Source organism: Bacillus sp. F9_6S_D1_P_5, assembly GCF_054823925.1.
Genome location: NZ_JBTREW010000011.1, coordinates 1 through 12,709, shown reverse-complemented (window position 1 = coordinate 12,709; position 12,709 = coordinate 1). Strand labels below are relative to the sequence as shown.

At 36.4% G+C, this 12,709-nt stretch carries 10 protein-coding genes; 6 read left to right on the top strand and 4 right to left on the bottom strand.

Translation table 11 applies throughout. From position 1 onward, the window contains the following. Positions 1-13: 13 nt before the first annotated feature. The 3 genes from ACUXEY_RS14860 to hemL all read right to left on the bottom strand — a co-directional run bounded on the left by ACUXEY_RS14860 (position 14) and on the right by hemL (position 7,300). On the bottom strand, positions 14-1,102 hold the full coding sequence (locus ACUXEY_RS14860) for an aromatic acid exporter family protein (RefSeq protein ID WP_151631828.1): 1,089 nt from the start codon (positions 1,100-1,102) through the stop codon (positions 14-16). A 258-nt stretch (positions 1,103-1,360) separates the two neighbouring features. Then, entirely contained in the window at positions 1,361-5,797 is a 4,437-nt protein-coding gene (locus ACUXEY_RS14855; RefSeq protein ID WP_461300990.1) for a glutamate synthase-related protein, read from the bottom strand. A gap of 198 nt (positions 5,798-5,995) precedes the next feature. Further along, positions 5,996-7,300 (bottom strand): glutamate-1-semialdehyde-2,1-aminomutase, encoded by a 1,305-nt coding sequence (gene hemL, locus ACUXEY_RS14850; protein ID WP_166703499.1) that lies wholly within the window; start codon positions 7,298-7,300, stop codon positions 5,996-5,998. Positions 7,301-7,421: 121 nt separating this feature from the next. Here hemL and ACUXEY_RS14845 point away from each other — a divergent pair, with 121 nt between their 5' ends. From ACUXEY_RS14845 to perR, 6 genes are all read left to right on the top strand, one after another. Next, on the top strand, positions 7,422-8,435 hold the full coding sequence (locus tag ACUXEY_RS14845; protein WP_001994869.1) for an ABC transporter ATP-binding protein: 1,014 nt from the start codon (positions 7,422-7,424) through the stop codon (positions 8,433-8,435). After that, positions 8,428-9,219: an ABC transporter permease gene (locus ACUXEY_RS14840; protein WP_000521517.1), complete on the top strand. Its 792-nt coding sequence runs from the start codon at positions 8,428-8,430 to the stop codon at positions 9,217-9,219. Before ACUXEY_RS14845 ends, ACUXEY_RS14840 begins: the two co-directional genes overlap by 8 nt. Positions 9,220-9,223: 4 nt before the next feature. Then, a complete protein-coding gene (locus tag ACUXEY_RS14835) occupies positions 9,224-10,009 on the top strand; it encodes an ABC transporter permease (RefSeq protein ID WP_166703497.1) in 786 nt (261 codons plus the stop codon). A 72-nt stretch (positions 10,010-10,081) separates the two neighbouring features. Continuing rightward, positions 10,082-10,486, top strand: a complete 405-nt coding sequence (locus tag ACUXEY_RS14830) for a potassium channel family protein (RefSeq protein ID WP_000964347.1) — start codon at positions 10,082-10,084, stop codon at positions 10,484-10,486. A 44-nt stretch (positions 10,487-10,530) separates the two neighbouring features. Continuing rightward, positions 10,531-10,986: a thioredoxin-dependent thiol peroxidase gene (gene bcp / locus ACUXEY_RS14825; protein WP_000633720.1), complete on the top strand. Its 456-nt coding sequence runs from the start codon at positions 10,531-10,533 to the stop codon at positions 10,984-10,986. A 298-nt stretch (positions 10,987-11,284) separates the two neighbouring features. Next, the gene (perR, locus tag ACUXEY_RS14820; protein WP_000237831.1) at positions 11,285-11,713 is read left to right on the top strand and encodes a peroxide-responsive transcriptional repressor PerR; all 429 of its coding nucleotides are present in this window, start codon (positions 11,285-11,287) and stop codon (positions 11,711-11,713) included. Between the two features lie 204 nt (positions 11,714-11,917). On the opposite strand, the gene ACUXEY_RS14815 is transcribed toward perR, so the two are convergent. After that, complete coding sequence (locus ACUXEY_RS14815) at positions 11,918-12,271, bottom strand: YgzB family protein (RefSeq protein ID WP_461300989.1); 354 nt, start codon at positions 12,269-12,271, stop codon at positions 11,918-11,920. Between the last annotated feature and the right edge of the window lie 438 nt (positions 12,272-12,709).

The window sequence follows — 12,709 nt, the reverse complement described above, 5'->3', positions numbered from 1 at the left end:
GGAGCTGTTTTCTTTATTCGTCTTCTTTTTTATCTTCGATTTGGAGTTCTGCTTCTGGTTTATGGTATGTGTAGAAGCTATCCACAAGTAAATCTAAATGCTCTACTTCTTCACTATAGTTAATAATGGCAGAAATAAGAGGGAAGAGGTGTAGCCATGTTTTATACGCTTCCTCATCGTCTTTGTTTTGATAATCCATAAAGATATCAATTAATTCTTGTTTACCTGTTTCAACTTCATCAAGCATTTCAACGGATTGTTGTTTTTTTGCTTTACCAATAAATTTTAATAAAACTTGTTCATGGTAATGCGTTAATGAATCAAGTTCGTTTTGAATAGATTCCTGAAATTCTTCTGGCATATAGCGCAGTTCATTTTCAGTACGATGTAATGATTTTAACGTACTTAAAGCGCGGCTTGTCGTCGCTAACATTTGTCTGAATAAAACGAGCTTACGAATTTTTGCGAACTTTACTTTTTTTGTGTAGCTTCTTTCTTCTTTATACAGCAAATAGTAATGGTTTAATTTGATCATTTTTTCTTTCATACGATCAATATCAGTTTTTAGCGTTGTAAAATCAGAAGCTTGCCTACTATTCATTCGAATCCATTTTACAATTTCTTCTGTATTATCAACGATACGATGATATAGTTTTGTTTCGTATTTTGGCGGCATAAACACTAAATTTACAAGTGAAGCCGCAATAATTCCAATCATAATCGTCGCAAAGCGAAGTAAGGCAAAACTAAAGAAATCTTCGCCCTGATACTCCATAATGGCGATAACTGTTACTAAAGCAATTGATATTGTGTTTTCTAATCGTAATTGCAGTGTAAGCGCAATTACTAATATACATGTTAATCCAATAATAAAAGGATTATGTCCAAAAGCAGTAGCAAATACGATAGCGAATACCGCGCCAATGACGTTTGCTTGAATTTGCTCAAGAGCAGTTAAATACGAGCGGTATACAGACGGTTGAACAGCGAAAATAGCTGAGATTCCCGCAAATACCGGACTCGGTAATTGAAGTAAAATACAAGCAAATAAAGCTAATGTGATGGCAATACCCGTTTTTAAAATGCGAGCACCAAGTTTCATACCCTTAATAAGATCCTTTCTCTTGTCATAATGAATGTACAACATGATACTATACATTCATTACAATATGTTAGCAAGTGATATTTTAGTGACGTTAATAAGAAATTAAGATTCATTTATACTTTTTCCTAATTCTTTTTAAACATCAATTTTTAGTAAAAAAACCTGCTGAATTTCAGCAGGTTTCAAATTGTTACTATAGATTACTATGAGAAGTGTACTTCGTCAATTTATTCTTGAAAATGAAAGTTAGCTATATCACTCTGTTGAGATAGATGGGTCAGCCTGCTCTTTTTTCGGGATAATTTCAAAGAACTGGTGCTGCATATCATCGAGTAACGGTGTTAATAAAGCAACTTCCTCGTATTGCTCATGCTCATTTAATACACGAATATAATCTAGCAATAACTCAGTCACATCTTGCACACCATTTTTACTAATTGGTTGTAATGTAACATTGGCCCCTTTTGCGATTCTTCTTTTTAAGGCCTGTTCTGTTAAACCTAAGCTTGAATCATGACGTAAATAAACAACACCGCCAGTCATACCAGCACAGATCCATGGGCCAGGATCCCCTAAAACAAGCGCTCGCCCATTTGTCATATATTCAAAAGCGAAACCTTTAATATTAGAGTATGCTCCTATATTCCCTTGCTCTTTTTCGCGGAGTGGCTTTGTCATGCGCCCTCCAATTATCATGTCTGCTCCAGAGAGGCGAATGCCAGCGCGAGCATCAGCGTTACCCTGAACGTATAGCGCTCCTTTTTGTGCACCGTATCCAAAACCTTTTCCGACAGAACCGTTATAATATATGCCGTCTTTTCCTTTTGCTTTCGTTATATAAATACCACCACCAAAGGAGGTTTTACCAATACCATCTTGTGCACCACCATTTACGTGTATAAATAAGTTTTCGCTATTGTAAGCACCTAACCCATTTCCAGGAATAGAGCCATTCGTATACTTTAATGTAAGTGGTTCAAGCTTTGTATCTTCATATAATTTACTACGAACGCGATAGCAAGATTCTAGACCACCCATAACGCGTTGCTCTACACCAACGCCTACTAATTCTTTTGAATGAGGGGAATGAACTGTTTCAAATTGTTTTTCAGGCATCTGTTCCGTGTTTGTAACAGATGGATGTTCTATCGTTTGTAGTAAATTATATAAGTCTAATAAATTTTCGCCTCGAACTTGTTCTAATAAATCGGACCGCCCGACAATTTCTTGTAAATTTGTATAACCAAGATTTCCTGTTAATCGTTTTAGTTCTACGCCAAAAGTGGTGAATAAATGTAATAATCCAGCGACGGCGCTTTCTAATTCGCGTGGGACGAAGCGGCGTAATCCGTGTTCTTTCGCCTGAGCTTCAGACTCAATTTGTGTTGCAATTCCGACGTGACAAGTATCTAGATGACATCCGCGGCAAGTTGTACAGCCAATTGCGATCATCGATAATGTACCAAATCCAATACGATTTGCCCCAAGGAGCATGATTTTCAAGGCATCATTAACACTTCGAATACCACCGTCAGCCCAAATTTCTACCTTATGTCTCATATTTGCTTCTAATAAAGCATTGTGAGCGGCTTTCACACCGATTTCTACAGGAAGGCCTACATGTTGCAATGCGTGAATACGTGCGGCACCTGTACCACCATCAAATCCGCTAATGTTAATAAAATCAGCACCAGCTTTTGCGATACCGACAGCGATTGTTCCGATATTAGGGACAACAGGGACCTTTACAGCTACTTTCGCAAGTTGATTAGCCGTTTTAATTTCTGTAATCATTTGAGCTAAATCTTCAATGGAATAAATATCATGGTTGTTAGAAGGTGAAATTAAATCTGAGCCAATTGTAGCATTACGTGCCTCAGCGATTTTTGCTGTTACTTTTGAGCCGGGCAAATGTCCGCCTTCACCAGGCTTTGCGCCTTGCCCAATTTTTATTTCAATTAAGTTTGATGAATTTAGTAGTTCGGCGTTTACGCCAAATCTCCCAGATGCAACTTGTTGTCCACGTGTATGTGGATATTTTCCAATCATATCTTTAATTTCGCCGCCTTCACCGTTCAAACTAATCATATTTAGCTGATCGGCCGCTGCTGCATATGCACGAAAGGCAATTTCATTTTGAGAACCGAATGACATGGAACTAATAATAAATGGTAAATCATGATTTTGAATGCTGATGGATACTTCTTCAGCTGGAACGACATGTTTTGTTTCTTTCGTTTGAACAAGGTGTCTAATCGCGATTGGATTATTTTCCTCTAACTCACTTAATTTATCACGGTAATCATCATAAGAATTTCCTTTTGCAACATCGCCGATTGCTTTCCAAATTCGCGGGAATATATGAAAAGATTTTCGCATTCTAACTTTAGGATTATTATAATCATCCGCGCGCATTTGTGCATCTTCAGCAAGTGACTCAAGCGAAAAAGCTAAAGTATTTGAACCGAGGAAATTCGTAATTTGTAATATATTTGCGATTTCCTCATGTAATCCGATAGAAGAATAGAGGCGACCGTAACCACGTAATTCATGAATTCCAATTGTTGAAATGACTTTTTCTAGTCCTTTATTAAGTGCATGATATAAATTCGTAATTGGTGTTTTCGTCCCGTCATTTACGGTTGCAAATAATAAATATGGATTAATACTATCTGCTCCTAATCCATATAGTGTGACGATATCGTGTAAGGAGCGAAGGGCACCTGAACGTATAACGAGAGAGCAGTTTCGGCGTAATTTATTTTCGCTTAATACTTGATGTACTTTAGCTGTAACTAAATGCGGATCAATCCATAACCGTCCATTTAGATGAGCATTGGCATCGTCTATTAATAATAGGGAAGCTCCTTCGTTCGCGGCTGTTATCGCTTCAGAACTAATTCGATTTAGGGCGCAGTGTAGAGTTTCTGCCGGACTGAATGTAGCAGAGATTGTAGCGATAGAGCTATGAGTATTGAATAACTGTATAAGTTGTTCGTACGTAATTGTGTGTAATTCCTCTGCAATAGATTGTGCTACACTTCCTTCTAAAATAATAGGGGAAAGCATCTCAACTACAAATGGCTGTTTAGCGCCGCTTAATAAACTTGGGCGCTCTCCGAGTATCGTCCGTGTGGAGAAATGTTCGACTTCTCGATCGCGATCGATTGCTGGATTTGTAACAACAGCTACACTCTCCTTAATGAAGTCAGCGATATTTCGTCTATCAGTATCGAGTGCAGCGAGTGGTGAGTCATGACCAAGTGAGCGAATTGGCTCAACGCCTTTTGTTGCCATCTGTTCAAGAAGCTGAATATGTTCACGATCCCATCCGAAAGCAACGTATTGCTTCGTTTCAACTTGCATAGAATCACATAATCCTTGGATTTCTTTCGTTTCAGGGGTAGATAAGTTTAAATGATAATCTTTAGTATCAACTCGCTTTTTAAAACGGTCGTATACTTGAGCTTGGTATTTGTCATATTCATAAAGGACAAGCTCATCTTGTTCATTCCACTTTAGGCCGACCTTTTCTCCAGGAGCGAGTGGTTTCGGTTCAGCTACATATTCAGTTGGAGATACAACTCCAGGTTCAGAAGAGAAAACATAAGAACTCGCTGTCTCTACTTTCCATACTGGTCGTAGTCCAAGGGAATCAACGCTGAAAACAGCTTCATCTTTATAACGTGAAATAATACCAGCTGGACCTTGCGCAAAATGGCCCCATGCCTCACGTATATACGTATATAAATCTTGTAAATGCGGTTCATAAAGTTTAATTTCATTAATAATTGGTGGGAATAGTATATCCATTGCTTCAAATAAACTGTAGTCGTATTGAACAAGTAGAGTTTCTAAGGTGCGGTTTAAATCTTGGGAGTCACTGCCCCCAGCAGTAAGTGGAACATGAATCATGTCAGCTTGATCGCGTAATTTTGCAATGGTGTTAATTTCACCATTATGTCCGAGAATGCTAAATGGTTGTACACGAAAAAAATTAGATAATGTATTAGTAGAATAGCGGTTATGTCCTAGTGTCATAGTTGAAGCGATCAGCGGATGTTGTAAATCATTATAATAAGCAACAAGTGTATCACCAGCACCGAGAACTTTATATACAACATGATCACGACTTAAGGAAGCAACATGAATCGCTTCGTTTTCCTCTATTTTTATCGTTACTGAAAATAATGTTTGCTCAATATTTGTAACTCCATTTTCTGCGATAAGGGCAACTTGCCAAAATAAAGGTTCTTCTTGTTTGCCAAGTGGACCGAGTGCATCGGAGTTTATTACATCATCACTTTCGAAAAGGATTGCAAATTTTTCGTTGTTTAGTTGTGTACGAATATGATTTTTTAAATTAATTATATTTGCGCTTTTGTTTAGAAAAAAATGTCCAACGATAAAGTGGGGATGATCCACGATCGTTGGATTATATCCGCTACTTTTTAGTTTTTCACTCCAAAGTGCTTTTGGTACATCAATGTGAATGCCAATTCCATCGCCTTCACCATTAATGAAACCAGCTCTATGATTCATTTTGACGAGTGATTGTATGCAAAGGTCAATGTTTTCTTTTGTAGGAATTTTTCGTTTCTCCATAACGGAAACGATTCCACAAGCATCATGTTCTGCATTTTTATAATCTCGAAATAAAGACGGTGTCCATGTATTTGTTTTATTGAGCATCCGTCAATCCCCCCTCTTATTGAAGTTTGAATAATCTTACTATTTAAGGCGTGAGCAGCCTTGTATACAAAGATAGTAAGGATATAAAAGAAAATTAAACAGATAATTATGAATAATTATACTATTAATAAGGAATTTATGAAATAGAAAAAAGGAAAAAAGAAAGATGTGCTTTCTTTTTTCCTTTTAATGATGGGATTATTTATTATCTGCTAAAGCAGCAAATGCTCTGCCTACAGCTTCAATTGTATATTCAATATCTTCTTTTGTATGTTCTGTCGTTAAGAACCATGCCTCATATTTAGAAGGTGCTAAGTTCACTCCTTCTTGAAGCATAAGCTTGAAGAATTTACCGAACATTTCACCGTCTGTATCTTGTGCTGCATCGTAATCTTCAATTGTATTTGTTGTGAAGTATACAGTTAAAGCACCTTTTAGTCGGTTTAATGTAATATCGATATTATGTTTTGCAGCTTGCTCTAGAATTCCTTTTTCAAGCATTGCACCAAGTGCATCTAATTTCTCATAAAGCCCTTCTTGTTGAAGAACTTCTAGACAAGCAATACCAGATGCCATAGAAGCAGGATTTCCTGCCATTGTACCAGCTTGATATGCAGGTCCAAGAGGGGCAACTTGTTCCATAATTTCTTTCTTACCACCGTAAGCACCGATTGGAAGTCCACCGCCAATAACTTTGCCAAGAGCTGTTAAGTCTGGTGTTACGCCAAGTAAGTCTTGAGCACCACCGTACATGAAGCGGAAAGCAGTAATAACTTCATCATAAATTACTAGTGCACCAGCTTCGTGAACAAGTTCATTCACTTTCTCAAGGAAGCCAGGTTTTGGCTCTACAATACCAAAGTTTCCAACAATCGGTTCTACAAGAATAGCTGCTACTTCATGTCCCCATTTATCTAATGCTTCTTTTAAAGTTTCTACATTATTAAATGGAACGGTAATAACTTCTTGAGCGATACTTTGTGGTACACCGGCTGAGTCAGGAGTTCCTAGTGTAGAAGGACCAGATCCAGCTGCTACAAGTACTAAATCAGAATGACCGTGGTAACAACCAGCGAATTTCATAATTTTTGTGCGGCCTGTGTAAGCACGAGCGACACGAATTGTTGTCATTACTGCTTCAGTACCAGAGTTTACGAAGCGGACTTTATCTAATGCAGGCATTGCTTCTTTTAACATTTTTGCAAATTTTACTTCTAGCGCTGTTGGTGTTCCGTAAAGTACACCATTTTCAGCAGCTGTTGTAATTGCTTTTGTAATGTGCGGGTGAGCATGTCCAGTAATAATAGGACCGTATGCTGCTAAATAATCGATATATTTATTTCCGTCTACATCCCAGAAATAAGCACCTTTTCCACGTTCCATAGCAACAGGAGCGCCGCCGCCAACTGCTTTAAAAGAACGAGAAGGACTATTAACGCCGCCAACGATATGTTCTAAAGCTTCTTTATGTAATGCTTCTGATTTTGTGAATTTCACTACCATTCATCTCCTTACAAAAATCTATGTATTATTCTAACATGTTTTTCGAAAAGACGTATTGTTTGTGATAGAGAAGGCAGTTGGGTAAACTATTCGTTGTGACATTTAGGAAGGGGGTCCGGTTATGAAATCGGTAATTGAGGTACAAGGGTTACGTAAAGAGTTTACAGCCTATTCAAGTCGTCCAGGTTTAAAGGGTGCATTTCGCGATTTATTAAATCGTAATTATAAAATAGTACCAGCAGTAAATGACGTATCTTTTACTGTGAAACAAGGTGAAATGGTTGGGTATATTGGTGAGAATGGTGCCGGTAAATCGACGACAATTAAAATGCTTACTGGGATTTTGACTCCGACATCAGGTGAGATTTTAGTAAATGGGATGAATCCGCATAAGCAGAGAGAAGAATTTGTAAGAACAATTGGTGTTGTTTTCGGTCAACGCTCGCAACTTTGGTGGGACATTGCTGTACAAGAATCGTTTCGTTTATTAAAAAAGGTGTACGGTGTATCAGACGCCCAGTATAAAGAACATATGGAGCACGTGATTGAAACGTTAGATATTGGGCCTTTATTAGATAAGCCAGTACGAAAGTTATCTCTTGGTCAAAGAATGCGTTGTGAATTAGCGGCAGCATTAATTCATAATCCGCCGTTATTATTTTTAGATGAACCAACAATTGGTTTAGATGTACTTGTGAAATTGAAAATACGTGAATTTTTAAAAGAAATGAATGAACGTTATAAAACAACAATTTTATTAACAACTCATGATATTACTGATATTGAAGCTTTATGTGAGCGCGTTATCATGCTGGATGAAGGAAATATTATGTATGACGGTTCTTTAAATAATCTTCGTACGCAGTGGGGAGCAGAGAAGGAAATACATTTTCAGTTTGTTGCACCAGTTTCCTATCAGGATTTATCAATGGTGATGCCAGATAGTCATGTCGTTTGGTCGAAAGCGAAAGAGGAAAACTCGTGGATTGCAAAAATACCGAATGAAGAAGTTATTATTTCAATGCTTATTTCTAAAGTAGTACAAGCCTTTCAAATTAAAGATTTAAAAATTAACGAAGTGTCTACAGAGGAAATTATTCGTAACATTTATGAAGAAGGTATTAAACATGGGTAAGTACATTGAAATGATTCGAATTCGCTTTTTAATGATGCTTGCGTATCGTACAAACTATTATAGCGGGATTTTAATTTATACAATTAATATCGGCGCGTATTATTTTTTATGGCAAGCAATTTATAGCGGAAAAGAGAATATTGAAAGTTTATCTATTTCGCAAATGACTACGTATATCGCAATTGCGTGGATGGCACGTGCCTTTTATTTTAATAATATAGACAGGGAAATTGCGATGGAGATTCAAGAAGGACGTGTAGCGGTAGAGCTGATCCGTCCATATAACTATTTAGGGATGAAAGTGATGCAAGGTCTTGGTGAAGGGATATTTCGTTTTGCGTTCTTTTCAATTCCGGGAATGGTTATCGTTACCTTATTATTTTCATTGCAAATTACAACGAATTTTCAAACGTGGTTATATTTCTTCTTATCTTTAATATTTAGTTTTATTATTAATACACAAATTAATTTAATGACGGGGATGCTCACGTTCTTCCTATTTAATAATAGTGGGATTATGTATGCAAAACGTGTTGTTATTGATTTATTTTCAGGTCTATTATTACCAATTAGTTTTTATCCGTTATGGGCCCAGAAGGCAATGATGTTTTTACCGTTTCAGGCCATTAGTTATATTCCGAGTATGATTTTTTCAGAAGGTATACAAGGAAGTAAATTGTATGAGGCATTATTATTCCAAGTAATTTGGGCAATTGTACTTATTATTCCAATTGTACTCATGTGGAGAACGGCGAGAAAACGTCTAATTGTACAAGGGGGATGATGAGATGATATATATAAAACTATTTTTGCAGTATGCAAGCCAATATATAAAAACAAAATTAGAGTATCGGGGCGATTTTATCGTTGGATTACTTTCTGATTTATCACTACAGGCTGTTAATTTAATCTTTATTCTCGTTGTGTTTGGACACACACAAGCATTAAAAGGCTGGAGTAGAGAAGAAGTAATCTTTATTTATGGTTTCTTTTTAGTACCGTTTGCTATTTTCTCTGCTTTCTTTAACATATGGGACTTTAATGATCGTTATATTATTAAAGGAGAGATGGATCGTATATTAACGAGACCGATTCATAGTTTATTTCAAATTATATTAGAAAGAATGGAGCTTGAATCTTTAATTGGAGCGATTACAGGGATGGTTGTAATGGGCTACGCAGCAGTGGAGTTGCAATTATCTTTTTACTGGTACGATTTCTTCTTATTCTTACTAATGGTAGGAGGGGGCGCACTTGTATACGGAGGGATATTTGTTACGCTTGCAAGCCTTGGTTTTTGGTCGGATGCGAAAAGTTCAATTATGCCGCTAATGTATAACATAGGTAACTATGGTCGCTATCCTGTTAATATTTATAACCGGGTGATTCGCTTCATTTTAACTTTTGTTTTACCATTTGCGTTTGTTGGAGTGTATCCAGCAGCATATTTCTTAAGAAAAACAGAGTGGAATAGCTATGCATTTGCAACACCATTTGTTGGTGTTATCTGTTTTATGATTGCAATCACTCTTTGGAATCAAGGGGTAAAAAGGTACCGTGGTGCTGGCAATTAATTATAGAAGCTTGTTTGTTTCTAAGGGATAAATCCAATGGCCGTCTCATACATATAAAATGAGGTGGAGGACATGTTATGGGGATTTATTCTATTAATTGCAGCAATCGCTATTTTGAGAAGTGTCCAATTGTTATGGAGTTCATATTCAGATTCTAGGCGTTTCTTTTCGCTGTATAATTTAGCCTCCTTATTTCTAATTTATACAACGGTACTAATTGCGTTTGGGCTAAGTTATGTTGTATTAGAAGAAATGGGTTTTGCAGTTTTGAAAGAAGATGGAGAAAGCTTGCATGCCCAATCTTTTCAACTTGTAGAAATTTGTTTATATTTTAGCGCAGTTACTTTGTTGTCCGTTGGGTACGGTGATATAGCTCCGATTGGAATAGGGAGATGGATTGCGATTGCAGAAGCGCTAATTGGATATACATTACCGTTTGCTTTTGTAATGAGGTCTGTAATAGACAATGAAAAATAAGATAGCATTTGATATAGTAAAAGAAAAGAGTAGGAGTGATAACAATGATCACAGTAGGAGAAATGGCTCCAGAATTTACATTAGAGGGAAGTAACGGGGAACAAGTTCGCTTAGCTGATTTTCGTGGTAAAAATGTAGTTCTATATTTTTATCCGAAAGATATGACTCCAGGATGTACAACTGAAGCGTGTGATTTTCGAGATGCATATGGATTATTTCAAGAGAAAGATACAGTTATTCTTGGTGTAAGTCCTGATTCAGCGAACAGACATCTGAAATTCATTGAGAAGCATGAACTTCCATTTGTGCTTTTAGTAGATGAAGATCATAAGGTAGCGGAATTGTACGATGTTTGGAAATTGAAAAAGAACTTTGGAAAAGAGTACATGGGAATTGAGCGTTCTACATTCCTTATTAATAAAGACGGTGAGCTTGTAAAAGAATGGCGTAAGGTGAAAGTGAAGGGACATATTGAAGATGTTCTTTCTTATATAAAATAAATTCATTGGGGAGATAAAATATATAGAAGTAAGGCGAGTGTCTATACATATTTTATCGTCTTACATAAAGTGAAGTGTAGGGCATACCTCCTCAGATGATAGTATTCCAAGTGCGATTATGTCGCACTTTTTTTCTATGTAAATGTATAGAAAATGGGGAAAGATATATAAGAATAAGGCTATATACAAAAATAAACCACATACTTATAGTAGAAATATTGACGATTTATAAGAAAAGGAGTACACTATTTATAAGAATTATAAAATAATAATCCGTATAGAATCGGGGTGCATGACGGTGGTCAAAGAAGAATTAAAAGAAGCGCTAGAAATGCTGAAAAATACGGGTGTACGCATTACTCCACAGCGTCATGCTATTTTAGAGTACCTTGTGGAATCTATGACGCACCCAACAGCGGATGACATTTATAAAGCATTAGAAGGTAAGTTTCCAAATATGAGTGTTGCAACTGTTTATAATAACTTACGTGTATTTAAAGAGGTTGGACTTGTAAAGGAATTAACTTATGGAGACGCTTCAAGTAGATTTGATTATGTTACAAGTCAACATTACCATGTGATTTGCGAAAAATGTGGTAAAATTGTTGATTTTCCTTATGGAGGTTTGGAACAGCTTGAAGAGGAAGCTGCGAAAACGACAGGCTTCGTTATTAATAGTCATCGCTTAGAAATTTATGGCGTTTGTCCAGAGTGTCATAAGGCGTAATATATAATAAAGAAAGAGGCTGACGGCTTTACGTCAGCCTCTTTCTTTATTATATAGGGGAATTATGTTAGGTTCAGGGGGAGTTAAAATGTTCAGTACACAACCTAATTTAATTAAAGATAAATACAAAAGGTGATTTCTTGATTAAGAAATCACCTTTTCATGTTTAGTTTTGTAAGGATGCATTGTCTCCATATATACTTATTACTTATAGCTCTTCTTATTATATTTCTCATCAAATTCTTTTCCTTCTAAACTTCGATCCATTGTTAAAGGTTGGTTGCAATGCATACATGCATCAACACGGCCGAGCATTTTTGTAGGTTTATCGCAGCTTGGACAAATAATTTGTACAGTTTTAGTAGATAACATACCAATCCAAAAGTAAACGACAGTACTAGCGATTACAGCTAAGAAGCCAACCATCATAAATGTTGTCATAATAATAATGTTTTCACGGAAAAAGACTCCTAAGTATGCAATGAAGAGGCCGATAAATACTAAACTTAATGCAAAGGTCCGGATTTTATTAATTTTGTTTGAATACTTAATGCTCATTCTCACCACTCTCCTATAACAATAATAATAACATAAAATTTAGAATTTTCATTCTCTCAAAAGCGTGCTAAAGTGATAAGATATGAAATACGAAATGTGATGAAGAATGAAGGGGGGAGTTTAATTACTTTTGGAACATGTTTTTAAATTTTTAACGGGATGTGAAATTTTTTTATAAAAAGTATTGACCCTGTATGTACTGCATGATATATTAATAACCGTCGCTGATGCGGAAACGCAGAAAACGACAAAAAGAAATTGAAAAACTTAGTTGACATCGAAAAACGAAGATGTTAACATAAGGAAGTCGCAAATGAGCGACTAAGTAGTTCTTTGAAAACTGAACGAAACAAACAACGTGAAACGTCAATTTTTATTTTTAGATGCTAGACAAACTAACTTTATTGGAGAGTTTGATCCTGGCTCAGGATGAACGCT

Excerpts from the sequence above, each read along its gene's own strand:
- ACUXEY_RS14860 (WP_151631828.1), bottom strand. The coding sequence starts at position 1,102 with ATGAAACTTGGTGCTCGCATTTTAAAAACGGGTATTGCCATCACATTA.
- ACUXEY_RS14855 (WP_461300990.1), bottom strand. The coding sequence starts at position 5,797 with ATGCTCAATAAAACAAATACATGGACACCGTCTTTATTTCGAGATTAT.
- hemL (WP_166703499.1), bottom strand. The coding sequence starts at position 7,300 with ATGGTAGTGAAATTCACAAAATCAGAAGCATTACATAAAGAAGCTTTA.
- ACUXEY_RS14845 (WP_001994869.1), top strand. The coding sequence starts at position 7,422 with ATGAAATCGGTAATTGAGGTACAAGGGTTACGTAAAGAGTTTACAGCC.
- ACUXEY_RS14840 (WP_000521517.1), top strand. The coding sequence starts at position 8,428 with ATGGGTAAGTACATTGAAATGATTCGAATTCGCTTTTTAATGATGCTT.
- ACUXEY_RS14835 (WP_166703497.1), top strand. The coding sequence starts at position 9,224 with ATGATATATATAAAACTATTTTTGCAGTATGCAAGCCAATATATAAAA.
- ACUXEY_RS14830 (WP_000964347.1), top strand. The coding sequence starts at position 10,082 with ATGTTATGGGGATTTATTCTATTAATTGCAGCAATCGCTATTTTGAGA.
- bcp (WP_000633720.1), top strand. The coding sequence starts at position 10,531 with ATGATCACAGTAGGAGAAATGGCTCCAGAATTTACATTAGAGGGAAGT.
- ACUXEY_RS14815 (WP_461300989.1), bottom strand. The coding sequence starts at position 12,271 with ATGAGCATTAAGTATTCAAACAAAATTAATAAAATCCGGACCTTTGCA.